This is a genomic window from Bacillus sp. YBWC18, assembly GCF_002998775.1.
Lineage (GTDB): Bacteria > Bacillota > Bacilli > Bacillales > Bacillaceae > Bacillus.
Genome location: NZ_PVRI01000005.1, coordinates 263537 through 289718, shown reverse-complemented (window position 1 = coordinate 289718; position 26182 = coordinate 263537). Strand labels below are relative to the sequence as shown.

Here is a 26182-nt window from a genome sequence, read left to right as displayed (position 1 = left end):
GCTAAAAGAAATGAAATACCTTCCTGCGAGAAGGAAATGGAGGAATTTCACATGACAGACATTCAAATGGGACAAGACATTCAAATTGGACAAGTTGTGAAAGGATTTTACAAAACAGGTGTTTACGTTGGGGAAGTGACAGCAGTGAAACCATCGACCTATCTCGTTCAAGTAAAAGCCGTTCTGACACATCCCACTCAAGGCGACCTGCATCACCCAAAAGAAGCAGACGTGCCTTTTTTCCAAGAGAGACGGGCTTTGGCCTATCGTGAACAGACGAATATCCCTCATCATATGGTGAAGCCTTATGATGGCGGTATACCAGATTATCAAGTATCACTAAAAGAAGCTGTAGATAAATTAAAACAAACGCTCCATGCGGATGATTCCAAATGGGCTGAAAAATCAAGAGCGTGCCTATCTTCTCTCGAAAAAGATTATTTTTCAGAAGACGCCCGCTAATCAGCCGAATCAAAAAAGTGTGAGAAATCGATCAGCTCACCAATTTTGGTTGTTTGCGGATTTTCCACATAAGCTCTGTCTTTTTCAAAAAGGGTTAGCAGCTGATAAGTCGTCATAGCATCATCAAGTGCTTTATGATGCTTACCAGCTCCTTCACTGCCGTATTCCTTTGCCGCTTTGCGAAGCCCTGTCAGTGTACGATCACCAAAAAAGGTTTTATACTCAAAGGCGAGGTCCCTCAGCTTCCCCTTAAAAGGAAAGGCAATGTGATTCAGCATACAGTTTTGCTTCAGCACCTTCATGTCCATATTGCCCCATGTAATAATCTCACAATCCTCTCCCCCATCAAGCGACACGAGCTTCTCGATAAACGCCTCAAAGGAAATTCCGCTCTCTACATCCTGCTGCGTAATGCCGAGGAACGATTTACAGCGCTTCGTCAGCTTCGGGAACTTTTTCGGTTTGACGTAGCTAGAGAACGTGTCTATAATCGTTTCACTTGCCGCTTTCACTACCCCAGCTTCAATAATTTCAGGAAAAAAATTTTGTGGATGATACTTTCCATCAGGCATCGTAAATTCAAAATCGACCACAAGCACCGCCTTCTGTTCCACCAGTCCCACCTCACTTTCTCGTCAGTTTTTCATCCTGATATCATTATATTAAGACGGACCTTGAAATCACTTCATTTTCTTGAAAATAATGCAGATTCACTATGCCCAACCTATCATCAGATGAAAGATCGTTTATTTTCCTTTATAATTATTAAGGAACACGAAATAAATAAAGAAGGTGGTCTCTATCACAAACAGGAAGAAAAACTTGTACATCATGTGGTTTGTGAACTTTTTTGTATCTGCCAGCATTACAATGATCGTCCCTTTTTTATCACTTTACATAGAATCTCTTGATAGCAGCTATTCAAATGAATTTGTCCAAAGGTGGAGCGGCTATGTCTTTGGGGTCACGTTTTTAACGGCCTTTCTGATTTCTCCGATTTGGGGACGGATTGGTGACCGTCATGGCTATAAAAAGATTTTGCTCATTAACGGAATTGGGATTGCAACAAGTATTCTATTAATGGGGCTTGTGCAAACCGTTTATCAGCTATTCGCACTGCGGCTCTTCATGGGGCTTGTCACAGGCTTTATCTCGACTTCAATGGCACTGATCTCTGCACAGACGGAAAAGGCAACTGCAGGTAAAACCCTTGGAACGATGCAGATGAGTAATGTCGCCGGGGGGTTGTTTGGTCCATTAATGGGCGGCTTCATGGCAGACAGCGTCGGATTTATTTATACGTTTTTCCTCACAGCGACTGTCATTTATGTGTCAGCTATTGTGATTATTTTCGGAGTGAAAGAACAGCCCATCCGTTCAAAAGAAGCAAAGCGCGTTTCTTACTCACGGAAGGATGTACTCGTTCATATTTTCAAACAGCCTTTGCTTGTGGTCACGATGCTTTTAACGTTTATTACACAAGTAGGGAACTTTAGCATTCAGCCACTTTTGGCTTTATACATTCATGATTTACACGGTCCTGTTAATCTCGCATTTTATGCGGGTCTTGCGTTCTCTGCAACTGGACTTGGCAATTTGCTCTTTACACGAAAATGGGGAGATCTCGGAGATCGAATTGGTCACGACAAGGTGCTGCTTGCCCTTCTCATCCTCTCCTCTATTTTATTCATCCCGCAAGCGATGGCGGATTCCTATGTGATGTTAGTACTTTTCCGTTTTCTATATGGGATGGCACTTGGCGGGATTATTCCGTGTACGACGGCGTATATTCGGATCAAAGCACCTGCCTCTATGCAAGGGGAAGTGCTCGGATACAATGTCAGCTTCCGCTTTCTTGGGAATGTCGTCGGTCCGGTGATTGGCGGCATTGTGGCGAGTCATTACGGGATTCCAGCTGTCTTTTATGTCACTGCCGGCATTTTTCTGTTTGGCGCGTTATTTTTATGGGCGGTCCGCTCGCATGGGAAGACAAAAGAAAGGAGTGTCTGATCCATCATCAGGTACTCTTTTTTCATGTGTAGAAGCCTTATTCACTAGACTTCACGCCCATTCTTTTCTAAAAATAACCTTCTCGTATTCGCAAAAGAATGGTACGATATGGCTAGAAAATTGAAGAAAGTGAGTGACCTCATGTTTCGTGCAATCATTGGTTGGTTATTACTTGCTGCCCTCATTCCATTATTTGTTCTGACTTTTTATCTATCAAAGGAAGAAGCTGCAAGTGTCAAGCCTGTTAACGAAGTGCTTGATCAAAAAATCAAGCTGGAAAAGATAGATTTTTCCCAAAACAGTTATATGTATGATCGGGATGGTTCTCTCATCTCCGAGATCGTATCAAACGATGAAAACCGAGTGTTCGTGACGTATGATAAAATTCCTGATTCTGTGAAGGAGCTGTTCCTCCGCTCAGAGGACCGGAACTTTTATGACCATAAAGGCATTGACTTTATGGGGGTTGTTCGTGCCCTTGCCTCAAATGTCAAAAACCATGGCATCAGCCAAGGAGCGAGTACGATCACACAGCAATTATCCCGTAACTTATATTTAAGCCATGAACGTTCGTTCACCCGAAAGTTTACAGAGCTTCTCTATTCCTATGAATTAGAGCGGAAATTCTCGAAAGATGAAATTCTCGAAAGCTATTTAAATACGATTTATTTCAGTAATGGTGTTTACGGTGTCGGTTCTGCGGCTAATTACTATTTTGATAAGCCGCTTAGTTCTTTAACGCTTGCACAGATGGCATTTATCTCTGCGATTCCAAACAACCCAACACTGTATGACCCATTGAAACAATTCAAGCACACGAAGAAACGCCAAGAACGACTGCTTGGTATTTTAAAGAAAGACGGTGTCATCACCAAAAAGCAATACAAAAAAGCCGTCAAAGAAAAAATCAGCCTGTCCTTAAGTGAAAAGAAAAACCTTTACCCTGACTATGTGACATATACCAATGAGGAATTCACCGATCTTGTGTCAGATCAGGAAGGCTTTACAAACCGCTTGAAGAAAGCCAAAACAGATGGAGCAAAAAAAGCCATTCAAAAAGAATTATCTGAAAAAGTTAGTGCCCTGCTTCAGGATGGTGTCAAAATTTATACGGCACTTGATCCTTCCTTACAGCAACGAGCCGTCTATCAGCTCAATGCGCAACTCCCTTACCAAGGTGTAGAAGGCGGATCAGCGGTCATTAATCATGAAACGCATCAAATTGTCGCACTTGCTGGCGGAAAAAACTATAAAAAGTTTGATTTCAACTACGCCTATCAAGCGCAAAGACAGCCTGGTTCTGCAATTAAGCCGCTTTTAGACTATGGTCCTTACATCGACCAAACCGGTGCAACAGCTTCAAGCAAAATCAGTGCCGGCAAGTTTTGCAGCAGCGGATACTGTCCGCAGAACTATAATCATAAAACGTATGGAACCGTCACACTTGAAACAGCCTTTAAGAACTCTTACAATACACCTGCGATCCGAATGCTGGATACAGTCGGTGTCAAAAAAGGCTTCAGCTATTTAGAAAAGTTCTCATTCGAGCATATCGTAGCGGATGATTATCGCCTTCCTTCTGCACTTGGCGGATTTACGAAGGGCTTCTCACCGCTAGAAATAACAGATGCGTATACCGTCTTTGGTAATCAAGGAGCTTACACGCAAAGTCATTCGATCACAAAGGTAACAGACTTAAACGGTAAGACCCTTTACAAGTGGAAAGAGTCACCGAAGCAAGTGTATTCTCAGCGGACAAATGACACCATGCGTAAACTGCTTGCCTCCGTTGTAAAAAGCGGAACAGGGAAAAAAGCGAATTTCAGTTCCCCTTACATTGGTGGTAAAACAGGGACATCCAATGACTACAAAGACATTTGGTTTGTTGGACTGACAGATCAATATACAATGGGTGTATGGGTTGGAAGAGATAGAGGAACGGTTGAATCGATTTACAGCTCCAGCCCGCACTTACGTATTTGGAAAAATACGATGCAATACGCCAGATAAACAGGAGGTTTGATTGCAATGCATTCAACACATCCACCCCATTTAATTTTATTTGATGGTGTCTGCAACGTGTGCAGCGGCGCTGTTCAGTTTGTGATTAAGCGTGATCCAGATGAGCGAATGATGTTTGCTTCATTACAATCAGATACAGGGCAGCGCATTTTAAAAGAAAACGGTTTGCCTTTAGATGAGTTCAATTCATTCATTTATATTGAAAAAGGCACCCTTTATACGAAGTCGACAGGCATCTTAAAAGCCACGCGGCATTTAAAAGGGATCTACAAATGGAGTTATTTACTCATTGCCATTCCCCGCCCTATCCGTGATTGGTTTTATGAGCGGATGGCGAAAAATCGCTACAAATGGTTTGGTCAAAAAACATCTTGTATGAGGCCTACACCCGATATTCAAAAACGGTTTCTTTCATAAAAAAGCATCCTCCGATGTTGGAGGATGCTCACATTGTTGACAAAGGGCTAAAATGATTTTTATTTTAGCCCTTTGTCTTCTTTTCAGCGTGACCTGAAAACCTTTGCAGTCTAGGAAGGACGAGTACCGGAGCGCAGCCCTGACACCGAATGCGAGGGTTTGTCTACACGCTGAGCATCCTCCGATGGTGGAGGATGCTTTCTTTGTCTGTTTAAGAAGGCAGACTCGCCATAACACTGTTATAAAGCTTAATAAATAAGTACAAAATGCCGATTAAAAACGTTGCCCAAAACAGAAGAATAAACATCATAAATCCAATTAAATTCAGCATGGAAAGCGATTGATAAATGCGAACCACAACCCAGATAAAATAGACAAGACTTGCTAAAACAAACAGTCCGACAAGCAGAATCAGCTGCTGCGTCAACAGAAATGCAAGCAAGCTGGCAAATAAATAAACAACGGATGCAATCCGAATTTTCTTTAAGTTCTCCCCTTCAGGATCTTTCGCGAAAAAGAGTAGTGCCAGCTCTAACACCGTATCTGCAATCAGTTTCAAGGCAGATAAAATCATAAAATAAACAAGTGCAAAAGCAGCAAAAAGAGCAAGTCGTATGCCCTGTTCCGAGAAAAATTCCAGCATTCCTTTTAAAATACCTGCTTGAGTCAAGAAATCAGTCGTGATCCCTACTGTGAAAATCGAAAAAGCAGAGCTGAATAGTAAAATCGAAATCAGCGGAAAATATCCAGTCAAATATGTATTTTTCATAAATAGATCCTTTCTCATAAGCTCACATTTATTATGGCTCACTTAAAACGGATTGACAAGATGCTTTCAAAGTAAACTGGCAGCAAAATCAAATTTGTGATTTTGCACGTACATTCCTTCACAAACTTACATTTTCCCGTTAAAGTATTACTATTACGAAAAAATCGTGCGTTAGGGGTATACTCGTGAAAAAAACATTAAGACTGCAAACACGGCTGACGATTTTTGTTTGTATCGTTGTCCTGATCTCCCTTTGTATCACATTCTTTACGATCTGGTCGGAAACAGCTAATAACATTCATCAGCAGGAACGTGACATCGCCCTCTCCACTGCCAAAATGGTCGCAGAGGCTCCGATCACAGCGAAATCATTAGAAGAAAATCGATCATATTCAGTACTTCGTCAATATACAACAAGTGTTCAGCGAATCACCAAAACTGAATTCGTTGTCGTGATGGATATGAACGGCATTCGCAAAACCCATCCAAATCCGCAGAAGATCGGGAAGCGGTTTGCTGGCGGTGATGAAAAACTAGCATTACAGGGTAAAGAACATATTAGTACGGCTTCTGGAACACTTGGCAGATCCATGCGTGCTTTTGTTCCTGTTTATGATCAAGATGGGAAGCAGCTCGGGGCTGTGGCAGTAGGGATTACGTTAAAGGAAATTGACTTGATTATTCATCAAAGCTTACTTCCGCTCTACTTCGTCATATCGCTCAGTCTTCTTTCTGGTATCATCGGAGCACTCATTGTGGCACGAAAAGTGAAGAAGATTATGTTTGGACTAGAGCCAGATGAGATCGCCACACTATTAAAAGAACGAAGCGCCATGCTAGAATCAACAAAAGAAGGGATTCTTGCCGTCGATCAGCACGGTAAAATCAAGCTAGCCAATGCTGAAGCCAAACGGCTCTTTCATAATATGGGCATTATGGTTGACCCTAGAGAACAAGATGTTCAGGCTCTCCTCCCTTCAAGCGGTTTAAAGCAAGTCATTGAAACACGCAAGCCGCTGCTTGACCGCGACGTGAGAATGAACGGACTGGAGCTTGTCTTTAACGAGGTCCCGATTACGTTAAAAGGCGAGATTGTCGGGGCAATCGCCACCTTCCGTGACAAAACAGAAGTCAAACACTTGGCTGAGCAGCTGAGCGGGGTCAAAATGTATGCAAATGCCCTTCGTGCCCAGTCACATGAATTTATGAACAAGCTTCATGTCATTTTAGGATTGGTTCAGCTCAAAAACTACGATGACCTTGGCACCTATATCAAAGATATTGCGATATATCAGCAAACGGAAACAAATGAAATCATCAACCATGTGAAAAACTCTGTTTTAGCAGGATTTTTACTAGGAAAACAAAGCTACATCAGGGAACAAGGCGCGACCTTAGAAGTCATATGCAGCACACAAGTCCCAAATTCAGAGGACCCAGCAGTGACGCATGATCTCATTACCGTGATTGGCAACCTGTTAAATAACGCACTCGATGCTGTTTCTCATACTGAGACGAAAAACATCTCAATCTCATTCCGATACGTCCAGGAGCAGCTTCATATTGAGATTACGGACACAGGTGTTGGTCTCACAAAAGACGAACAAGACATCATGTTTGATCAAGGCTTTTCAACTAAAGGAGAAGACAGAGGATTCGGTCTCTACTTTGTTGACCAAAGCATCAAAAAATTGAACGGACACCTGATTGTAACGAGTGAAAAAGGAGAAGGAACGACCTTTAGTCTCCGCATTCCGTATAAACAAAAGGAGGATTCACATGATTAATGTGTTAATAGTAGAAGATGACCCAATGGTTGGGGAGCTGAACAAACGCTACCTGACCCAAATCGACGGCTTTGAATTAAAAGGGATTGCCACCTCTTTTCAGCAGGCACTGGACATCTTAAAAACAGAAGCCATTCACCTTGTACTGCTCGATATTTATATGCCTGGACAAAATGGACTGGCCCTATTATCAGAAATACGCCAGCAAAATCATTCTGTTGATGTCATTGTCATTTCAGCTGCCAATGAAGTCGATGTCATCCAGCAAACGATGCGAAACGGGGCCGTTGATTATTTAATCAAGCCATTTGAGTTTGAACGTTTCCAATCAGCGCTCTCAGAGTATAAACGTAAACACGCCTTGTACCAAACGATGAACAGCATCTCGCAAAATGATTTAGATGCGAAGCTCTTTCATAAAAAAGCAGAGACAGAAAAAGTCCTTCTGCCAAAAGGCCTGACCAAAAGCACACTCAAACTCATCTGGACAAGTATTCAATCATTCGGTTATCAAGCTTTCACGACCGAAGACCTAGCGAATCATACAGAAATCTCTCAAGTCTCCATTAGAAAATACTTGAAATTCCTTGAGGACATCGAAGTAGTTGATGTCGAAATGGCATACGGGACAATTGGACGTCCTGTTTTCCAATATAAACTCAGTACAACAAATATGAATTTGATTCAGCAATATCTATAATTTGACACATCTGACCTTTTATAGAGGCCAGATGTTTTTTTATGGCACACGATGTCACAAACCCCTTGATATCAGCGGTTCCACTGTAGTAGAGCACATCACAAAAGCGGCATTATATCATATTTCAGCAGATAAAAAGACATCGAATTTAGCCTTTTAACATTTTTTTAAAAATAAAACAAATTTCTATTTATTTATTCGATTGGAAATGATAAATTATGATTGATTAGTTCAACGAGATATAAGTCTGATGTCTTACATCTTCTCTCCTGCCCTCCATAAGTTTCAGGAGAAAGCAGGATAAAATACCCCTTTCAGAAGGGTAAGAAGAGGTAGAACGGTCTTTTTTCGCGAGACTTTTCTGAAACTTTTAAATTTTTATAGGGGGTTATGTTTTGAAGAAGCGCAAAATTGGACTAGCATTGTCCTTAGTCGTAGCAGCAGGAACCATCCTTGGAGCATGCGGCAACTCTGGCTCAAACAGCGGTGAAAGCAAAAAAGATAAAGATCAATTCACTGTTGCAATGGTAACTGATGTCGGTGGTGTCGATGACAAATCGTTTAACCAATCAGCTTGGGAAGGTTTACAAGCTTTTGGGAAAGACAACAATTTAAAAAAAGGTAAAAACGGCTTTGATTACTTACAATCTAAATCAGACGCTGACTATACAACGAACTTAAACACACTTGCTCGTGAGAAATTCGACCTGATTTATGGAATTGGTTTCTTAATGCAAGATTCTATTAGTGAAATCGCAGATCAACGTAAAAATAATCACTTTGGTATTGTTGATGCAGTTGTGAAAAAAGACAACGTAGCCAGCATTATGTTTAACGAAAATGAAGGATCATTCCTTGTAGGTGTTGCGGCGGCTCTTTCTACAAAATCGAACAAAATCGGTTTTGTTGGCGGCGTTGACTCTGAATTAATCAGAAAATTCGAAGTTGGATTCCGCGCAGGCGTTGAAGCAGCTAACCCGAAAGCAAAAGTGGAAGTGAAATATGCTGGTGCATTCGATAAAGCAGACATCGGTAAAGCAACAGCTGAAAGCATGTACAAATCTGGCGTCGACATCATTTATCACGCAGCTGGCGGTACTGGAACTGGTGTCTTCACAGAAGCGAAAAACCTGAAAAAAGCTGATCCTAACCGTAAAGTTTGGGTTATTGGTGTAGATAAAGACCAGTATGACGAAGGAAAAGTACCTGGAACAAAACAAAGTGTCACTCTTACTTCTATGATTAAGAAAGTAGACACAGCGGTACAAGACTTAACAACGAAAGCAAAAGAAGGTAAATTCCCTGGCGGCGAAGTGATCACTTACGGTCTGAAAGAAGGCGCTGTTGACATTTCTCCATCTCAGGACAACCTTGACAAAGATGTATTGAAGAAAGTAGAAGAATGGAAACAAAAAATCATCAAGGGTGAAGTCAAAATCCCTGCAACACGTGATGAACTAAAAGATTTTAAAGCTTAATTTGAGCATCGGGATAAGCACGCCTTATCCCCTTGCCTCTCCTTTACCTCCTCTTTATTCGTAAAAGGTGGTAAAAGAAAAGCTGCAGCCTCGTTTTGCAGCTTTTCTTTTGCTAGTTTTTATCTTCATCAGCACCCTAAAAAAGGAGCGGTTAAACCTGTGGATTATGTCATTGAAATGTTGAATATACGCAAAGAATTCCCTGGCATTGTAGCAAACGACAACATTACGCTGCAGCTGAAAAAGGGCGAAATTCATGCGCTGCTTGGTGAAAACGGCGCTGGAAAATCAACGCTTATGAACGTGCTTTTCGGTCTTTACCAGCCTGAAAAAGGTGAAATCAAGGTTCACGGAAAACCTGTAACCATTTCTAGCCCAAATGATGCAAGTGATTTAGGCATCGGTATGGTGCATCAACACTTTATGCTTGTCGATACATTCACCGTCGCTGAAAACATCATCTTAGGAAAAGAGCCTAAGAAGTTTGGAAAGATCGACAAAGAACAAGCCATACAGCAAGTACAAGAGCTTTCTGACCGCTATGGTTTAAAAATAGACCCTGCCGCAAAAGTATCTGACATCTCTGTCGGCATGCAGCAGCGTGCAGAAATCTTAAAAACACTTTACCGCGGCGCTGACATTTTGATCTTCGACGAACCAACAGCCGTCTTAACACCTCAAGAAATCAAAGAACTCATACAAATTATGAAAAACTTAATCAATGAAGGCAAATCCATTATTTTAATTACCCATAAGCTGAAAGAAATTATGGATGCCTGTCACCGTGTGACCATTATCCGAAAAGGCCAAGGCATTCGTACACTTGATGTGGAAAGCACAAATAAAGATGAACTTGCGAGCCTCATGGTCGGTCGTGAAGTTTCATTTAAAACAGACAAAAAAGACGCCTCCCCTGCTGAGGAAGTGCTTCAAATTCAAGACCTTACGGTAAAAGACGCGCGAGGAATTGAGGCAGTCAAACATCTCAACCTCTCAGTGAAGGCTGGCGAAATTGTCGGAATTGCTGGAGTAGATGGCAATGGTCAATCTGAATTAATTGAAGCCATTACTGGTCTAAAAAAATCAGAGTCTGGCACGATCATGCTAAACGGGAAAGCCATTCAAAACCTTCCGCCTCGGAAGGTGACCGAATCTGGAATTGGACATATTCCTCAAGACCGTCATAAACACGGACTGGTGCTTGATTTTTCAATTGGAGAAAATATTTCCTTACAAACGTATTATCAGCGCCCATACTCAAAATTTGGCTTGATGAATATGAAAAATATTTACCAAAAAGCAAAACGAATCATTGCGGAGTATGACGTAAGAACACCGAGTGAATATACAGAGGCACGCGCCCTGTCAGGCGGGAACCAGCAAAAAGCCATTATTGGCCGAGAAGTTGACCGCAATCCTGATTTATTAATTGCCGCTCAGCCGACACGAGGACTTGATGTTGGTGCAATTGAATTTGTTCATAAGCGTCTGATTGAGCAAAGGGACTCAGGGAAAGCCGTCCTGCTCATCTCATTTGAGCTTGATGAAATTATCAATGTCAGTGATAAGATCGCTGTTATTTTCGAGGGCAGCATTATTGCCATCGTTGATCCAAAAGAAACAACAGAGCAAGAGCTTGGTCTATTAATGGCTGGAAGTACGCAACAGGAAGTGGGGAAAGAAGCAAATGTCTAATCGCTTAACAAATCTGCTAATTCCGCTTATAGCCATTGTACTTGGTCTTTTTGTTGGGGCCATTATTATGCTGGCAAGCGGTTATAGTGTCATCGAAGGCTATGGCGCCCTTTGGAATGGCGTCTTCGGTGAAACCTATTATATGGGAGAAACCATCAGACAAGTCACACCTTACATTTTATCAGGACTTGCTGTTGCTTTTGCATTTCGAACAGGTCTCTTTAATATCGGTGTAGAAGGTCAAATGCTGATTGGCTGGGTAGCTGCTGTATGGATCGGTACAACTGTCCATGCACCTATGTATATCCATCTGCCGCTTGCACTCATCACCGCAGCTGCTGCTGGTGCATTATGGGGCTTTATTCCTGGGTTTTTAAAGGCTCGTTTTTATGTTCATGAAGTGATTGTCACGATCATGATGAACTACATTGCCCTTCATGTTACAAACTATTTGATCTCAAATGTCTTAACAAATAATAAAGATAAAACAGAAAAAATCGATGCCACTGCCTCGCTTCGCTCTGGATTTTTTGAACAAATTACCGATTTCTCCCGGATGCACAATGGTATTTTTGTTGCCATTATAGCTGCGGTCGTGATGTGGGTCATTATTCAAAAAACCTCTAAAGGCTTTGAATTGCGGGCTGTTGGAATGAACCAGCAGGCATCCCATTATGCTGGTATGAACGTTCGTCGCAATATCATTTATGCGATGCTGATTTCAGGTGCTTTTGCAGGTCTTGCAGGCGCAATGGAAGGTCTTGGCACATTTGAATATGCCTCAATTAAAGGCTCGTTTACCGGTGTAGGTTTTGATGGAATCGCCGTCGCTTTATTAGGTGGAAATACTGCTGTTGGTGTTGTTCTTGCTGCGCTGCTGCTTGGTGGATTGAAGGTCGGTGCTTTAAATATGCCGCTTGAATCTGGCGTACCGACTGAGGTCGTTGATATTGTCATTGCGATCATTATTCTTTTCGTCGCCTCAAGCTATATTATCCGTCTTGTGATGAACCAAATGAAGAAAAAGGGGGGAAAATAAGTGGGATTTCTGCAAATTCTTGAAATCATCGTCCCAGCTACACTTGTCTATGCTGCACCACTTATTTTAACCGCTCTTGGAGGCGTCTTTTCAGAAAGATCAGGTGTTGTGAATATCGGTCTTGAAGGTTTGATGGTCGTCGGAGCATTTTCTAGTATTATCTTTAACTTATTTTATGCTGATACGTTTGGGGCGTTGACCCCGTGGCTTGGGCTCCTCGTCGGAATGGCGATTGGCGGATTGTTCTCTTTGATTCATGCAGTTGCAACCATTACATTCCGGGCAGATCAAACGGTCAGTGGTGTTGCCATTAACATGCTGGCACTTGGCGCTACACTGTTTGTCGTGAAACTCATTTACGGGAAAGCACAAACAGATAAAATTACAGAGCCTTTCTATAAAGGTGATATTCCCCTTTTAAGTGACATTCCGATAATTGGCGATATATTCTTTAAAGATGTTTATTATACGTCCATACTCGCATTAGCGCTTGCGGTTGTTGCTTGGTTTGTTTTATTTAAAATGCCGTTTGGTCTTCGTCTTCGTGCAGTCGGAGAACACCCAATGGCTGCTGATACAATGGGAATCAAAGTGTACCGGATGCGCTATATCGGCGTCTTTATTAGTGGACTGTTTGGTGGTCTTGGCGGAGCTGTTTATGCGTCAACCATCGCGCTTGATTTCTCACATGCTACCATTACTGGACAAGGCTTCATCGCACTAGCTGCGCTTGTCTTCGGTAAATGGCACCCATTCGGCGCAATGGGCGCTGCTTTATTCTTTGGATTTGCTCAAAGTTTAAGCATCATTGGCTCTCTCCTACCGCTATTCCAAGATATACCGAACGTGTATATGCTCATTGCACCATATGTGCTTACCATCCTAGCACTCACTGGATTCATCGGCCGGGCAGATGCACCGAAAGCACTTGGGACCCCTTATTTAAAAGGAAAACGATAAATACGATGTATGATCAATCCCCTGAAGGATAAACTACCTTCAGGGGATTTTTGTATGATAAAAACATAAAAACTCCTGTTTATTTTACTTTTATTACACTTAATTTAGTTTAATAAATAGATGAGTGTCACAGAATCTTCTACAATTGAGACAAATAGCATTTGGGGGTGTTTATGTGGCTAATACACAACAATTGAAATCGATTACAGACGATTCTGACAATAATAAAAGCGTTTTCCGTAAGATCATGTCTTGGAAAATTGGTGTTATTGACTTACCTGTGTATTTAGTACTTGCAGCGATTATTTTAACTGCCGCTTATTTTAATAAAATTCCAGCAAATATGCTTGGTGGTTTCGCTGTTATTATGATTTTGGGGATTTTCCTTGGAGATATAGGACAACGTATTCCGATCTTAAAAGATATTGGTGGACCGGCGATTCTTTCTTTATTCGTACCATCGTTCCTGGTCTTTTTTCATGTTCTGAATCCGAACTCGTTGGAAGCGGTTACGTCTCTTATGAAAACGTCGAACTTCCTTTACTTCTATATTTCTGCTCTTGTAGTAGGTAGTATTCTTGGGATGCAGCGAACTGTTTTAGTACAAGGCCTTATTCGTATGTTTGTTCCTCTTGTTGCAGGTACAATTGCAGCTGTGACTGCCGGAATACTTGTTGGTCTTTTAGTTGGTTACACACCGCATCACTCGTTCTTCTTTATTATTGTTCCGATTATCGCCGGTGGTGTTGGTGAAGGGATTTTGCCATTATCTATTGCTTATTCACAAATTCTTGGTGTATCAGCAGAGTCATTAATTTCTCAATTAATTCCTGCTGCCGTCATTGGGAACGTCATTGCCATTATCTGTGCTGGCGCAATGAAGAAGCTTGGTGAAAAACGTCCTGAACTAAACGGGAATGGCCGTCTTGTAAAATCAAAAGAGGCAAATGAAATTTTTGAACAGCCTGATATGGATCCAAAAGTTGATTTCGGGTTAATGGGTGCTGGTGTACTCGTTGCTTGTACAACGTTCATTTTTGGTGGTTTGTTAGAAAGCTTTGTTCATATTCCAGGTCCAATCTTAATGATTGTACTTGCCGCTTTAATCAAATACTTAAACGTGATGCCTCAGCATCTGCAAGAAGGCTCACAGCAGTTCTACAAGTTTGTATCAAGAAGCTTTACATGGCCGCTTATGGTCGGTCTAGGGATTCTATACATTCCACTTGATGATGTTGCAACAGTGATTTCTATTCCATTTGTTTGTGTATGTATCGCTGTCGTTCTTGGAATGGTTGGTTCAGGTTACTTCGTTGGGAAATTGATGAACATGTACCCAGTAGAATCTGCGATTGTGACAGGCTGTCACAGCGGACTTGGCGGTACTGGTGACGTTGCGATCCTTTCAGCTTCTGGAAGAATGGGTCTGATGCCTTTCGCACAAGTATCTACACGTCTTGGCGGAGCAGCAACTGTGATCTGCGCAACAATCTTACTTAGAATGTTTACTTAATCAAACAATAAAAAGCATGGGCTCTATTACGGGCACATGCTTTTTTTATATTTCTTTTCTCCTATAAGGGTTTTATTCTTCGGCAGAGACCACGCGTATATATTCTCTTGGCTGGAATGGATATTGTCTTGCCTCTTGATAGGTCATATAGAGAAGATGTTCTGAAAACAACGGCCATTCACTTTCCGCCTGCCACCTTTTTTGATCATTTCGTTCTATGAAGAATGCTCCTCCTAAAATCGTGCAGAATATGCTTAAGCTGATGCCCGCTTTTAGTTTCATGTAATCAGCTCCTTTAAGAAAAGCATGTACGAAATACAAAACAATATACAATGAGTTTCATTTTTGATAAAATATTTTTTGTGGTCAAAAGAACTCAAAACAAATACAGTTTACTGTAAATCAGTTCAAACCAATGCACTATGTCTGTATTTACGCTATAATTTTATTTACCAGTTCTTTAGAACGTGAATTTATATTGATTGAAGGAGGTTTATTTTCTTGCAGCTTATTCACTTCGCCATCCTATCGCCTTTTTTGCTTGCGTTTGTTGTGCCTTTTCTTTTTAAATACGTAAAGCGTATACATACAGGGTGGTTTGTTCTTATCTTGCCTATTCTATTATTTAGCTATTTTGTCCAGATGATTACGATGACATCAAATGGACGAACCTTATTTTCACAGGTCGAATGGATTCCTTCTCTAGGAATGAATTTCACTGTGTATGTAGACGGTCTTAGTTTGTTATTTGCGCTATTGATTACAGGAATTGGCGCACTTGTCGTCTTGTACAGTATTTTCTACTTATCGAAGGAAAAAGAACAACTCGGCTCTTTTTATACGTATTTGTTAATGTTTATGACCGCTATGCTCGGTGTCGTTCTATCTGACAACATGGTGGTTCTTTACTTGTTTTGGGAGCTAACGAGTATTTCTTCCTTCCTCTTAATTGGGTATTGGTATAAGCGGGAACGCTCTAGATATGGAGCAACCAAATCACTGCTTATTACTGTTTTTGGCGGATTAGCTATGCTTGGTGGCTTCATCCTCATCTACCTGATAACTGATTCATTCAGTATTCGTGAAGCAGTCAATCAGCTTCAGCTCATTATGGCATCACCTTACTTTATCCCTGCCATGATTCTGATCTTACTTGGTGCCTTTACGAAATCAGCGCAGTTCCCATTTTATATCTGGCTGCCTGATGCAATGGAAGCACCTACCCCTGTGAGCAGTTATCTGCATTCTGCTACGATGGTGAAAGCTGGTATTTATCTTGTTGCCCGCTTCAGTCCAATCTTTGCTATTTCAGAGGTGTGGTTTTGGACCATATCCATCGTTGGACTTGTGACATTATTTTGGGGATCATTCCACGCCGTTCGTCAAAACGATTTAAAAGCCATTCTTGCCTTTTCTACCGTTAGTCAGCTCGGGATGATTATGCTTATGCTGGGTGTAGGAGCAGCTGCAATCCATGAAAACAACCCCGCCTTTTTCGGCGCGGCCGTTCTCGCTGCGATCTTCCATTTAATTAATCATGCCACGTTTAAAGGCAGTCTCTTTATGGCGGCTGGTATCATTGATCACGAAACCGGCACCCGGGACATTCGGAAGTTAGGCGGTTTAATGACCATCATGCCGATTACCTTTACGATTACGTTAATCGGTACATTCTCAATGGCTGGTCTTCCGCCATTTAACGGCTTCTTAAGTAAAGAGCTGTTTTTCACAAGTATGCTGCGCATTTCTGAGATCAGCTTTACTGACATTTCAACATGGGGCGCTATTTTCCCAGCGATTGCTTGGCTCGCTAGTGTCTTTACGTTCATTTACAGTATGATGCTTCTCTTTAAAACATTTAGAGGCAATCTTCAGTTAGATCAATTAGAAAAAAAGCCGCATGAAGCACCGATTGGTATGCTCATCCCGCCAATTATCCTTGCTGCACTTGTGGTCACCTTTTTCTTCTTCCCAAATATTCTAGCTTATTCTGTCATTGAACCTGCGATTGCAGCCATTATTCCCGATGCGATTGATCCAGGAAAACGGTTTGTTGTCAAAATTGAAGCATGGCACGGCTTTCAGCCAGAGCTTTATATGACAATAGGTGTTGTAGCTTTAGGGATTATCGGATATTTGACGTTGTCGAAATGGCGTCCAATGTACAACATATTTAAGGAGAAATGGTCATTTAACTCCTTATATGACCGTTCACTGATCGGCTTAGAAAAAGGCTCCTATCGCCTGACGAACAGTTATATGACCGGTTTCCTTCGTGATTACCTTGTCTATGTGTTTGGGTTCATGATTATCGTGCTTGGGAGTTTCATGTTTTATCAGAATGCCTTCTCATTTAATATGGAGCATGCTGCTCCAATCGGCACGTACGAGGTCATTCTGTCATTAGTGATGATAGCAGCAACCCTCACGACTGTGTTTGCTCGTTCTCGCTTAACAGCCATTATCGGGCTAGGTGTCATGGGGTATACGCTGTCACTATTTTTTGTTATTTTCAGGGCACCTGACCTTGCCCTCACCCAGTTAATTATTGAAACAATTTCTGTGGCACTGTTTTTACTTTGCTTCTATCACTTGCCAAAGCTGAGCATGAAGCAAAAAACAAGGAAATTTAAAATGACCAATCTCATTATTTCAGTAGGTGTTGGTGTCATTGTGACATGCCTTGCTTTCGCTTCAACAAGCAATCAGTCACTTGATACGATTGCGTCTTACTTTATTGAAAACAGCTACAAGCTTGCAGGCGGAGACAACATTGTCAATGTCATCCTTGTTGATTTCAGGGGCTTTGATACACTGTTTGAAATTACCGTGCTGGCGATTGCGGCACTTGGTATCTATGGATTATTAAAGACACAAGAAAAACGGAAGAGAGGAGTGCGTCGATGAGAAAAATTGATACGAATGATATGCTTTTACAAGTTACAACCAAAATCACTGCATTCATCATCCTGCTCTTCTCCCTTCACCTATTTCTTGCGGGACATAACAATCCAGGCGGAGGATTTATTGGCGGATTAATGAGTGCCAGCGCTGTCGTCCTTCTGCTCTTAGCCTACGATCTGAAGACAGTAAGACGCATTCTGCCGTTCAACTTTATCTATGTTGCAGGTGTGGGGCTGCTCATCGCGCTATTGACTGGTATGGGATCTTTCCTGTTCGGTGCCCCTTTCCTATCCCATACCTTTGGTTATTTTCAATTGCCGATTTTAGGGAAAACAGAGCTGGCAACAGCCGTCCTGTTTGATATCGGTGTGTATTTGGTTGTTGTCGGTGTCACCATGACCATTATTCAAACGATTGGAGAGAAGGAATAATGGAATTTCTAATGTCTATTCTCGTCGGAATTATCTTTATGACGGCGACCTATTTACTGCTTTCAAAAAGCCTTTTGCGGGTCATCGTTGGTACTGCTGTTTTGAGCCACGGTGTCCATTTACTCCTATTAACAATGGGCGGCTTAAAAAAAGGAGCTCCTCCCATTTTAACTGAGGGGATTACATCCTATGTAGATCCATTGCCACAAGCATTAATTTTAACGGCTATTGTCATTTCGTTTGGTGTGACATCATTTCTACTCGTCATGGCCTTCCGAGCCTTCCAAGAGCTGCGAACAGATGACATGGATCAAATGAGAGGAAATGATCAGCATGAATAATCTCGTTATATTACCTATTTTAGTACCAGTTCTATCCGCTACATTGCTGATTTTTATGAATAAAAATATCATGCTGTCTAGAGGTTTTAGCGTTTTTGCGTCTCTTACAGCGATCGCGTGCAATCTATTTTTGGTCCAAACGATTTTCACAAATGGGATTCAAACACTTTATTTGGGCGGCTGGAAAGCACCATTTGGCATTGCGCTTGTGGCCGATCAGTTTGCTGCACTGCTCGTACTGACCGCTTCCATTGTTGGGCTTGTCACAGTGCTTTTTTCCTTTCGAACAATTGGAAAAGAAAGAGAGCGGCTGTTCTATTATTCTGGCGTACAGTTCTTGTTAGCTGGCGTGAGCGGTGCCTTTTTAACAGGAGATATCTTCAACCTGTTTGTATTCTTTGAATTGCTGCTGATGGCGTCATACATGCTCATTGTGCTGGGCGGATCAAAACCGCAGCTTCGTGAATCACTCAAATACATTGTGTTTAACATCATCTCATCGGCTTTATTTATCGTCGGGGTCGCTTGTTTATATGCAGTCACTGGTACACTGAATATGGCTGATTTAAGTGTGAAGATCGCTGAATCAGGGCAAACAGGATTAATCACTGTCATTTCCATTCTGTTCATGATTGTATTTGGCTTAAAAGCTGGGATCTTCCCGCTTTATTTCTGGCTTCCAGGGTCGTATCATGCACCGCCTGCAGCGATTTCCGCTCTATTTGGCGCTTTGCTGACAAAGGTTGGCTTGTATGCGATTGCCAGAGTCTTTACGTTAATTTTTATACACGATACAGGGTTCACTCATACATTTATGGCGTGGCTGGCCGCACTGACGGTGATATTTGGTGTGATTGGCTCAATTGCCTATTCCGATGTGCAAAAGATCGTGATTTATAACATTGTGACAGCGGTCGGGGTCATTTTATTTGGAATTGCAGCCAATACTCCTGCATCACTCCAAGGGGCCATTTATTATCTCATTCACGATATGGTCATCAAAGGGGCTTTATTTATGCTGGCAGGTGCACTCTTTGTGTACGCTGGCACAAACAATCTGAAAAAGATGGGCGGGCTGATTCAATCACAGCCACTTCTTGGCTGGATGTTTTTCATATCAGCATTATCCCTTGCAGGAATTCCGCCGCTGAGCGGTTTTGTAGGAAAGCTAAAAATTGTGGAAGGCGGCTTTTCTGCTGGACACATGACCTTTTCTATCCTTGTCTTACTGTCCAGCCTTCTTGTCCTTTATAGCGTCATGAGGATTTTCATGCTCGCATTTTGGGGTGAGGAACAAGATACGCGAAGAAGGAAACCGTCGATTAAAGGAATGGTGTACCCTGGCGTACTGCTTGTGATCTTGTCGCTTGCCATTGGGTTAGGGACAGAGTTCATTGCCCCTTATATCAATCAAGCAGCGGAAATGCTCTCAACACCAGAAAAATATATTCAAGCTGTGCTGAAGGAGTAGATGAACATGGCCTTTCAAATATTATTAAACGCTCTCCTCGCCTTTACATGGATGTTTATGAATGATACATACACGGCCTCAGGCTTTGTATCAGGGTTTATACTTGGGATGGTCGCCATTTTTATGCTGCGCCGTTTCTTCCCGCAACGTTTTTACGGCTTTGCACTTTATGCCATTTTCAAGCTCGTATTGATTTTTATTCGGGAGCTGCTTCTTGCCAATTTAAGTGTACTAAAGACCGTATTATCTCCAAAGCTCACAATTAAGCCCGGTATTTTCGCCTTTCGTACGGACTTGAAAATGGATTGGGAAATTACCATACTTTCTAACATGATTACTTTGACACCAGGTACACTAGTCATTGATATTTCTGATGATCGTTCGATTTTATACATTCATGCGATGGATATTGAAGATGCGGAAAAAGCCATTCACGATATCCGGGTTTCATTTGAAAAAGCGATTCAGGAGGTGAGTGGTAAGTAATGGAGCTCATATTACAAATGTCACTTGGCATTCTTGCACTGTCCACCTTTCTTTTTGTTATACGGGTTATCAAAGGTCCCTCTATTCCTGATCGTGTAAGTGCGCTTGATGCGATAGGAATCAATTTAATTGGGATGACAGCCATCGTTTCCATTTTACTGAAAACGACAACGTTCTTTGAAATTATTTTACTGCTCGGTATCCTTGCCTTTATCGGCACTGTCGCTTTTTCCAAATTCCTTGAGAAAGGGGAAGTGATTGAAAATGATCGTCATCGCTAAAGCTATTGTCATTTTCTTCATCCTGCTTGGTGCCATCCTTTGTCTCATTTCAGCCATTGGCGTCCTTCGCCTGCCGGATGTTTACACACGTATGCATGCTGCATCAAAAGCATCGACACTTGGTGTTGTCCTCATATTAGTTGGGGTATTCTTTCACGAATGGTTTCTTGCAGGCATTATTTCTGCGAAGATTCTACTTGGGATTGTCTTTATCTTTTTAACAGCTCCGGTCGGCGCACACTTGATCGGAAGAGCCGCCTACAATACTGGAGTCAAGATGGACAAACGAAGTGTACAAGATGATTATGGTGGTTTTCGTAACTTCGTGATTAAACGAAAAGAAGACTCGTACTTATAAACCGAAAGAAGGGCCTCACATGTGAGGTCCTTCTTTTATTTCTATAAAAAAACCATTTTATGGATCAATCCAACCTAAAAAAAGCTTCCGCTGCACCGGGAGCTTTTTTATATGCGATCAATGACAGCAAGTGTGCATCTTGACGTACAGATGTGCCGATCTCGATCATCTTTAATATCAATTTGAAATACCATTGTACGGCGCCCTACATGTACAGGAACAGCCGTCGCTGTCACTACTCCATCACGTACAGATTTTAAATGATTGGCATTGATTTCAATCCCTGAGCAAACTTGCTGAGTTAAGTCTAAATGAGCCGCAGCCCCCATGCTTGCCACTGTTTCTGCTAGAGCAGCAGATGCTCCTCCGTGCAGCAGTCCAAATGGCTGTTTTGTTCTGTGATCGACTGGCATTGTCGCCACGCATCGTGACTTATTACACTCTACAATCTCAATCCCAAGTGCCTCAAGCAGTGTATTTGATCCACTCACTTCCATCAGGGTTCTCTCCCTTCACACGTTTACAGCACACTTTCAGATTTTGCAATTAACACCGCTTCGGTTCGAGAGCCAACATTCAGCTTATTAAAGATGGACGTCAAGCTGTATTCAATCGAGCGTTTGCTCAAATGAAGCACATCGGCAATCTCTTGGTTCGTGTATCCTTTTTCCACTTCTCTGAGGATCAAACACTCTCGCTCTGTTAACAGCTCGTGATCGGTCTGCTGCGCCTGTTCTGGCTTTTCTTGCTGCTGTGAAATTAATTTCTTTAAATAGGATAGCTGAATGACAACTTCTCCTTGCAATGTGCGGTGTATGTATTCAATAATTTTGTCTTTTGTCTCTGTTTTACTAATTGCACCGTGCAATCCAGCCCGAATGGCCTCTTCAAAATAATCATCTACTTCATACCCTGTATAAATGATGATTTTCACTTGTTGGTTGGTTTCTAGAATTTGTTTCGCAATGTCCATTCCATTGATATCCCCGAGATTTAAATCCATCAAAATCACATCATAGATGGAAAAGTCATGCGTCTTTAAAAAGGCGGCTTCTGCATCAGGACTTAAACAATCGACTGATAGCTGCTGATCTGATTCTAATATGCTTTTTGTCCCTTCCATGACAGCCGGATGATCATCAATGACCAATATCTTCTTCATGTCTTCCTCCCTTTAAATCACTCACTTCCATTTTATATAAAAGACTTGGCAGATGCCAAGTCTTATTCCTTAATAAATCGTTACAATTCCATTTCAATTTTCACCTTCAGTCCTTTTTCTGGGGCTGTGTGAATGTGAAGCTTCCCATTTAACGCCTTGACTCGTTCTCTGATTCCCGAGAGGCCCATGCTCATGGTGTGCTGATCAAGATGGCTTGCATCAAAACCGACTCCATCATCCTCGTAGTGAAGAACAACCTGATCTTTAATACAAATCAGCATCACAAGCACTTGGCTGGCTTGAGAATGTTTCAAGGCATTGGATAACAGCTCCTGAACAATCCGGTAAATATTGAGCTGGGAGTCAATATCAATGTCCAGCTCCTTATCAAAGCGAGTCGTATTCAGCCGGATATGAAACGGTGCTTCCTCCTGGATTTGAGAAGTCAGCTTCGACATCGCCTTGACTAAACCTAAATCGTACAGCAGCTGCGGCCGAAGTTCATGACATGTTTCTCTCGTGGTTTGAATCACCTTAGACATTTGTTCATTCCATGAGATAAGCGATTGTTCAATAGACGTTGGGCATTGATCGTTTTGGAAATTCGTTAAAAACATCTCTGACTGTCTTTTCAGCGATATCAAATCCTGCAGCACGGAATCATGAAGATCCCTCGCTAAATCGGAGCGCTGCTTTTCTTCCATCGCAAACATGACTTTTTTCAGCCAAGCAGGGTTCGCTTCACGCTGCTTCAAATCTTCAAGATGCTCCATCAATTCTTCGATCTTGACGACATTTTCTAAACTGACACTTGTGTAAAAAGCCAATGTTTTCAGCCAAGAAATCTCATCACGCGTCAATTTCGGTGTCTGTAAATTGGATAAACAGCAAATCATAAACGAGTGACCGCCCCGCTCGCCAATTTTCATCATAAACCCTTTATCAAGCTCAATGATTTTCCCGACTTCCCCTAAAATATCCTGAAATTGATCCACATACTCTTTCCATAGATTGCTATCACCTGAAGATTCATCAATCTCTTCAATCTGCCCATCTGGCTTCACTTCAAGCACAAAGGCTTTATTAACAACAAGCACTTCTAAAATGGTGTATTTCAAATGATACAGCACTTGATGAAGTGATGACGCCTCACGAATAAGCTGCGTAAATTTAAACACGCTGTCCTGGTAATTATGCTTCTCTGAAAAACGCTTCAACCGGAAGCGGAAATCTAGAATTTCTTTGAAATAGAAAACAGCCAGCATGAGCGCGTAGGTGATTAATGCGAGCTTCAGTGTGTACTTCAAATCTTCTGGTTTTTGCAGAATATAAAACGTGACAACAACAAAAATGGTCGGTGTGATGGCTAGAAAGCCATAGTACCTCAGTCTGCTAATCAAAAAATCCATATTGTAAAGTTTGTTCGTCATGAATTGGTAGACGAGAGAAAAAGGAATTAACAAAACGATTGATGTCAGAATAAAAGGATCAATCAAATACTTATCAAAAAACACATAGGGAATAACAAAAAAGAGAATGAATGGACTGAACGACAAAACATTCATAATGGCAAAAAACTTTAAAACTGAACCATGTGCTGTTTTTTTATATTTCTTCATTCCTCTGACTATTAAATAAAGAGCTACTAAAACTGTTCCGAAAAAAAACAGCAAACTGATACTAGGAACATATTTTCTCAATTCAGATGACACCGAAACCCCGCTATGTACGGCAAGGTTAAAAATAGGGATCAAATATAAGTACCTGATGAGCTTTGGATTCGTTAAATGCACATCAAATTCCTTGAAATATTGATAGATAAAATGAATATATAAGATAGACACACTTGATAAACACAATAAGAGAACATAATGGCTAAATCTATCACCAATTCCTGACGTACCTGCACTCAGATACCCAATACAAATTGACAATAAGAATAAAATTAATAAAAATGCAGATTTTCGTTGCGGTTCTTTGTTAATTTTAATAATAAAAAAGATACAGAATAAGCATATTGAATATAGAAGAAGAGGGATTAAATAGACAAATAAGCTTTCGCGACCAATCAACGTCTTATTTTTAAGTGATATGATTTGGTTGCCTCTTTGTATATCAATTCTTTGTACATTTCTAAGCTTACCATTGATCATGTGGTCTTGAATTAAATTAGATTGTCCGTTTATCTTTAGTATAATATCTCCTTCTTTTAACCCCGACGAATAAGCTAAAGAAAGATATTCAACGTCAACAACTTCCGTTTGACCGTTTTCATTCTTTTCTACACGTGCACCATTAAAAATATCAAATACATAGATATATGAAATATAGATCACAAATAAAAAAGATAAAAATACAAGAAACGTGGACAATTTTGTATAGGTAAGCTTCATTTTTAAAACATCCTTAAGAAAGATCATTAAATCATCATACAGGTATGAACTTTAAATTAATACTCCCAGATGTATTTTGCATTCATGTATTCTTTTTTTACCCCCTGTATAATGGCTGCAGTTGTTTGTGCGTCAGCATGAATTAAGCTTGCATTTCCAGATATCAATTCATCGACCACACCTGGGTTTTTTATTAGATATGCAATGATATTTTGAATGTTCAATCATTGCCCTCCTTTGTCATAAATGCATACAATTGTTCCTTATTTGTTTTAGGTAAATCAAGTTGTTCAATCCCTTGCCTCATTTTTAACAGCATAATCTCTCTCATTGATACCATGTACTGAGTCAAACCAGCTTCAAGTAATTTCTGCTTCAGCTGAAATGACTTTTGTTCTGACTCATCTAAACCACCGGAAAAGAACGTAAGAAGCTCTTGACTGGCATCGTTAAAACCTCTTTGTAAATAGCTAAATGCCAGCGTTTGTTTTTTTAGAAAATCTCCGTTTGTTTTCGAAAATAACGCAAAAAAATCGTTACTGATCTGTTCAGCAACACCATAACATATTGAATATGATTCCACAGTTGAGTTGATTTTTCTCGTCGCTAAATAAACACCTAGTACACTAGAAAGAGCTGTTAATGATCCTGATTTTTTCCTTAAAACCTCTACACACTCTTCTTCTGTTCCATGCATATGACGCAAATCCTCATGTTGTCCTTCCATTGACATTTTGATGAAATGGAACAGTTTCTCTATTAGTTGAGAATCATTTTCACCTATTGATGTAATGAATTGGATACTCAGCGTATACAAATACGTAGAAGCATTAATGGCCACTCCTTGGTCGACGTTCATCCAAGGATACGAATCTTTATCCTGATCTTCAATATCATCTAATATATCGGCTGATAAGATGAGAAGTTCAATCCCTGCTGACAATTGTGTAATCGCTTGCTTGTCTTGTCCGCCAAATGCCTCATAATGCTTGTAAGCCAATTGCCCAAAGGGAAATTCATTCTTTCTATCTGTAAATTCTAGAAGCAGTTGTTGTAAATCCTTCTGCCTGACTGCATGTTGAATAAAATCAGACATATTCTGCTTGATTTTTGTATTCTCTAGATAGTTTAGCATACTCGGTCTTGTACCTCACCCTTCCACCTTTTATTTTACTAAAAAGACATGAGCAAATGTCCACTGACATCACTATTTAACAATTATATAATAATATATCCTTTTTTTGTATGTATTTGGATAAAAAAAAGACTTGATGATTATCAAGTCTTTAAGAAATTTTCACATATTCATATTTGTCGTATTGATCAATGCTTTTGTTAATGTTATGAAGAGAAGCCGTTGTTTCTCTAATTTCGTTTTCAAGTTTCCATAATAATTGTTTAAGTTCTTCGATTTCATACTTTTCCATCGATTCCACTCTCCTTTTTTGGAAGATCAATGTATTTGTGTATGGTGATTGGGTCATAAGTATTTGATCTGCTACT

27 protein-coding genes are annotated in these 26182 nt (G+C 40.9%); 18 read left to right on the top strand and 9 right to left on the bottom strand.

What is annotated here, in order from left to right:
* Positions 1 to 51 precede the first annotated feature (51 nt).
* Positions 52 to 462 carry a kinase-associated lipoprotein KapB gene (gene kapB / locus C6348_RS15240; RefSeq protein WP_317615467.1) on the top strand — a complete coding sequence of 137 codons (411 nt, stop codon included), beginning with the start codon at positions 52 to 54 and terminating at the stop codon, positions 460 to 462.
* Here kapB and kapD read toward each other — a convergent pair.
* On the bottom strand, positions 459 to 1076 hold the full coding sequence (gene kapD / locus C6348_RS15235; RefSeq protein ID WP_095285843.1) for a 3'-5' exonuclease KapD: 618 nt from the start codon (positions 1074 to 1076) through the stop codon (positions 459 to 461). The two genes, kapB and kapD, sit on opposite strands and share 4 nt — an antisense overlap.
* Before the next feature lie 217 nt (positions 1077 to 1293).
* On the opposite strand from kapD, the gene C6348_RS15230 reads away from it, so the two are divergent.
* The 3 genes from C6348_RS15230 (at position 1294) to C6348_RS15220 (ending at position 4911) form a co-directional block, all read left to right on the top strand.
* Entirely contained in the window at positions 1294 to 2472 is a 1179-nt protein-coding gene (locus C6348_RS15230) for an MFS transporter (protein WP_249117089.1), read from the top strand.
* 108 nt (positions 2473 to 2580) lie between these two features.
* Entirely contained in the window at positions 2581 to 4482 is a 1902-nt protein-coding gene (locus C6348_RS15225; protein ID WP_106043639.1) for a transglycosylase domain-containing protein, read from the top strand.
* Positions 4483 to 4500: 18 nt separating this feature from the next.
* Positions 4501 to 4911, top strand: coding sequence for a thiol-disulfide oxidoreductase DCC family protein (locus tag C6348_RS15220; RefSeq protein ID WP_106043638.1), 411 nt, complete (start codon positions 4501 to 4503; stop codon positions 4909 to 4911).
* Between the two features lie 211 nt (positions 4912 to 5122).
* On the opposite strand, the gene C6348_RS15215 is transcribed toward C6348_RS15220, so the two are convergent.
* Positions 5123 to 5680, bottom strand: coding sequence for a YufK family protein (locus C6348_RS15215; protein ID WP_034659805.1), 558 nt, complete (start codon positions 5678 to 5680; stop codon positions 5123 to 5125).
* A 185-nt stretch (positions 5681 to 5865) separates the two neighbouring features.
* Here C6348_RS15215 and malK point away from each other — a divergent pair, with 185 nt between their 5' ends.
* From malK to C6348_RS15180, 7 genes are all read left to right on the top strand, one after another.
* Positions 5866 to 7467: a malate sensor histidine kinase MalK gene (malK, locus tag C6348_RS15210; protein ID WP_106043637.1), complete on the top strand. Its 1602-nt coding sequence runs from the start codon at positions 5866 to 5868 to the stop codon at positions 7465 to 7467.
* Positions 7460 to 8167 carry a response regulator gene (locus tag C6348_RS15205; RefSeq protein ID WP_106043636.1) on the top strand — a complete coding sequence of 236 codons (708 nt, stop codon included), beginning with the start codon at positions 7460 to 7462 and terminating at the stop codon, positions 8165 to 8167. The genes malK and C6348_RS15205 overlap by 8 nt, the downstream gene beginning before the upstream one ends.
* A 395-nt stretch (positions 8168 to 8562) precedes the next feature.
* Entirely contained in the window at positions 8563 to 9645 is a 1083-nt protein-coding gene (locus C6348_RS15200) for a BMP family lipoprotein (protein WP_034659810.1), read from the top strand.
* Between the two features lie 159 nt (positions 9646 to 9804).
* Positions 9805 to 11340, top strand: coding sequence for an ABC transporter ATP-binding protein (locus C6348_RS15195; protein WP_106030433.1), 1536 nt, complete (start codon positions 9805 to 9807; stop codon positions 11338 to 11340).
* A complete protein-coding gene (locus tag C6348_RS15190) occupies positions 11333 to 12379 on the top strand; it encodes an ABC transporter permease (protein WP_003212654.1) in 1047 nt (348 codons plus the stop codon). The genes C6348_RS15195 and C6348_RS15190 overlap by 8 nt, the downstream gene beginning before the upstream one ends.
* Positions 12380 to 13339: an ABC transporter permease gene (locus tag C6348_RS15185; protein WP_060597207.1), complete on the top strand. Its 960-nt coding sequence runs from the start codon at positions 12380 to 12382 to the stop codon at positions 13337 to 13339.
* Between the two features lie 175 nt (positions 13340 to 13514).
* On the top strand, positions 13515 to 14852 hold the full coding sequence (locus C6348_RS15180; RefSeq protein ID WP_106043635.1) for a 2-hydroxycarboxylate transporter family protein: 1338 nt from the start codon (positions 13515 to 13517) through the stop codon (positions 14850 to 14852).
* Positions 14853 to 14924: 72 nt separating this feature from the next.
* Here the strand turns inward: C6348_RS15180 and C6348_RS15175 are convergent, their stop codons facing one another.
* Positions 14925 to 15134: a hypothetical protein gene (locus C6348_RS15175; RefSeq protein WP_012011099.1), complete on the bottom strand. Its 210-nt coding sequence runs from the start codon at positions 15132 to 15134 to the stop codon at positions 14925 to 14927.
* Between the two features lie 219 nt (positions 15135 to 15353).
* On the opposite strand from C6348_RS15175, the gene C6348_RS15170 reads away from it, so the two are divergent.
* The 7 genes from C6348_RS15170 to mnhG are packed head-to-tail and all read left to right on the top strand — an operon-like array spanning position 15354 to position 21124.
* On the top strand, positions 15354 to 17759 hold the full coding sequence (locus C6348_RS15170) for a Na+/H+ antiporter subunit A (RefSeq protein WP_106043634.1): 2406 nt from the start codon (positions 15354 to 15356) through the stop codon (positions 17757 to 17759).
* Positions 17756 to 18187 (top strand): Na(+)/H(+) antiporter subunit B, encoded by a 432-nt coding sequence (locus tag C6348_RS15165; protein WP_106043633.1) that lies wholly within the window; start codon positions 17756 to 17758, stop codon positions 18185 to 18187. The genes C6348_RS15170 and C6348_RS15165 overlap by 4 nt, the downstream gene beginning before the upstream one ends.
* Positions 18187 to 18528 (top strand): Na(+)/H(+) antiporter subunit C, encoded by a 342-nt coding sequence (locus C6348_RS15160; RefSeq protein WP_066030469.1) that lies wholly within the window; start codon positions 18187 to 18189, stop codon positions 18526 to 18528. The genes C6348_RS15165 and C6348_RS15160 overlap by 1 nt, the downstream gene beginning before the upstream one ends.
* Entirely contained in the window at positions 18521 to 19999 is a 1479-nt protein-coding gene (locus C6348_RS15155; protein WP_106043632.1) for a Na+/H+ antiporter subunit D, read from the top strand. Before C6348_RS15160 ends, C6348_RS15155 begins: the two co-directional genes overlap by 8 nt.
* A 6-nt stretch (positions 20000 to 20005) precedes the next feature.
* The gene (locus C6348_RS15150; protein WP_066030467.1) at positions 20006 to 20485 is read left to right on the top strand and encodes a Na+/H+ antiporter subunit E; all 480 of its coding nucleotides are present in this window, start codon (positions 20006 to 20008) and stop codon (positions 20483 to 20485) included.
* Positions 20485 to 20766: a Na(+)/H(+) antiporter subunit F1 gene (locus tag C6348_RS15145; RefSeq protein ID WP_106043631.1), complete on the top strand. Its 282-nt coding sequence runs from the start codon at positions 20485 to 20487 to the stop codon at positions 20764 to 20766. Before C6348_RS15150 ends, C6348_RS15145 begins: the two co-directional genes overlap by 1 nt.
* On the top strand, positions 20750 to 21124 hold the full coding sequence (gene mnhG / locus C6348_RS15140; protein WP_003213369.1) for a monovalent cation/H(+) antiporter subunit G: 375 nt from the start codon (positions 20750 to 20752) through the stop codon (positions 21122 to 21124). Before C6348_RS15145 ends, mnhG begins: the two co-directional genes overlap by 17 nt.
* Positions 21125 to 21231: 107 nt before the next feature.
* Here the strand turns inward: mnhG and C6348_RS15135 are convergent, their stop codons facing one another.
* The 6 genes from C6348_RS15135 to degQ all read right to left on the bottom strand — a co-directional run bounded on the left by C6348_RS15135 (position 21232) and on the right by degQ (position 26106).
* Positions 21232 to 21621 (bottom strand): hotdog fold thioesterase, encoded by a 390-nt coding sequence (locus C6348_RS15135; RefSeq protein ID WP_034659822.1) that lies wholly within the window; start codon positions 21619 to 21621, stop codon positions 21232 to 21234.
* Between the two features lie 23 nt (positions 21622 to 21644).
* On the bottom strand, positions 21645 to 22286 hold the full coding sequence (comA, locus tag C6348_RS15130) for a two-component system response regulator ComA (protein WP_058013793.1): 642 nt from the start codon (positions 22284 to 22286) through the stop codon (positions 21645 to 21647).
* An 80-nt stretch (positions 22287 to 22366) separates the two neighbouring features.
* A complete protein-coding gene (locus tag C6348_RS15125; RefSeq protein WP_106043630.1) occupies positions 22367 to 24679 on the bottom strand; it encodes an ATP-binding protein in 2313 nt (770 codons plus the stop codon).
* A gap of 56 nt (positions 24680 to 24735) precedes the next feature.
* On the bottom strand, positions 24736 to 24903 hold the full coding sequence (gene comX / locus C6348_RS15120) for a competence pheromone ComX (protein ID WP_081311380.1): 168 nt from the start codon (positions 24901 to 24903) through the stop codon (positions 24736 to 24738).
* Entirely contained in the window at positions 24900 to 25814 is a 915-nt protein-coding gene (locus C6348_RS15115) for a polyprenyl synthetase family protein (protein ID WP_106043629.1), read from the bottom strand. Before C6348_RS15115 ends, comX begins: the two co-directional genes overlap by 4 nt.
* Before the next feature lie 151 nt (positions 25815 to 25965).
* On the bottom strand, positions 25966 to 26106 hold the full coding sequence (gene degQ / locus C6348_RS15110; protein ID WP_003213123.1) for a degradation enzyme regulation protein DegQ: 141 nt from the start codon (positions 26104 to 26106) through the stop codon (positions 25966 to 25968).
* Positions 26107 to 26182 lie beyond the last annotated feature (76 nt).

Bases quoted from the DNA above. Each gene is read 5' to 3' on its own strand.
- C6348_RS15230 (WP_249117089.1), top strand. From the start codon at position 1,294: ATGTGGTTTGTGAACTTTTTTGTATCTGCCAGCATTACAATGATCGTC.
- C6348_RS15220 (WP_106043638.1), top strand. From the start codon at position 4,501: ATGCATTCAACACATCCACCCCATTTAATTTTATTTGATGGTGTCTGC.
- mnhG (WP_003213369.1), top strand. From the start codon at position 20,750: ATGATCGTCATCGCTAAAGCTATTGTCATTTTCTTCATCCTGCTTGGT.
- C6348_RS15215 (WP_034659805.1), bottom strand. From the start codon at position 5,680: ATGAAAAATACATATTTGACTGGATATTTTCCGCTGATTTCGATTTTA.
- C6348_RS15135 (WP_034659822.1), bottom strand. From the start codon at position 21,621: ATGGAAGTGAGTGGATCAAATACACTGCTTGAGGCACTTGGGATTGAG.
- C6348_RS15160 (WP_066030469.1), top strand. From the start codon at position 18,187: ATGGAATTTCTAATGTCTATTCTCGTCGGAATTATCTTTATGACGGCG.
- C6348_RS15150 (WP_066030467.1), top strand. From the start codon at position 20,006: ATGGCCTTTCAAATATTATTAAACGCTCTCCTCGCCTTTACATGGATG.
- kapB (WP_317615467.1), top strand. From the start codon at position 52: ATGACAGACATTCAAATGGGACAAGACATTCAAATTGGACAAGTTGTG.
- comA (WP_058013793.1), bottom strand. From the start codon at position 22,286: ATGAAGAAGATATTGGTCATTGATGATCATCCGGCTGTCATGGAAGGG.
- C6348_RS15125 (WP_106043630.1), bottom strand. From the start codon at position 24,679: ATGAAGCTTACCTATACAAAATTGTCCACGTTTCTTGTATTTTTATCT.
- C6348_RS15155 (WP_106043632.1), top strand. From the start codon at position 18,521: ATGAATAATCTCGTTATATTACCTATTTTAGTACCAGTTCTATCCGCT.
- degQ (WP_003213123.1), bottom strand. From the start codon at position 26,106: ATGGAAAAGTATGAAATCGAAGAACTTAAACAATTATTATGGAAACTT.
- C6348_RS15115 (WP_106043629.1), bottom strand. From the start codon at position 25,814: ATGCTAAACTATCTAGAGAATACAAAAATCAAGCAGAATATGTCTGAT.
- C6348_RS15165 (WP_106043633.1), top strand. From the start codon at position 17,756: ATGAGAAAAATTGATACGAATGATATGCTTTTACAAGTTACAACCAAA.
- C6348_RS15190 (WP_003212654.1), top strand. From the start codon at position 11,333: ATGTCTAATCGCTTAACAAATCTGCTAATTCCGCTTATAGCCATTGTA.
- C6348_RS15205 (WP_106043636.1), top strand. From the start codon at position 7,460: ATGATTAATGTGTTAATAGTAGAAGATGACCCAATGGTTGGGGAGCTG.
- C6348_RS15175 (WP_012011099.1), bottom strand. From the start codon at position 15,134: ATGAAACTAAAAGCGGGCATCAGCTTAAGCATATTCTGCACGATTTTA.
- C6348_RS15145 (WP_106043631.1), top strand. From the start codon at position 20,485: ATGGAGCTCATATTACAAATGTCACTTGGCATTCTTGCACTGTCCACC.
- C6348_RS15225 (WP_106043639.1), top strand. From the start codon at position 2,581: ATGGCTAGAAAATTGAAGAAAGTGAGTGACCTCATGTTTCGTGCAATC.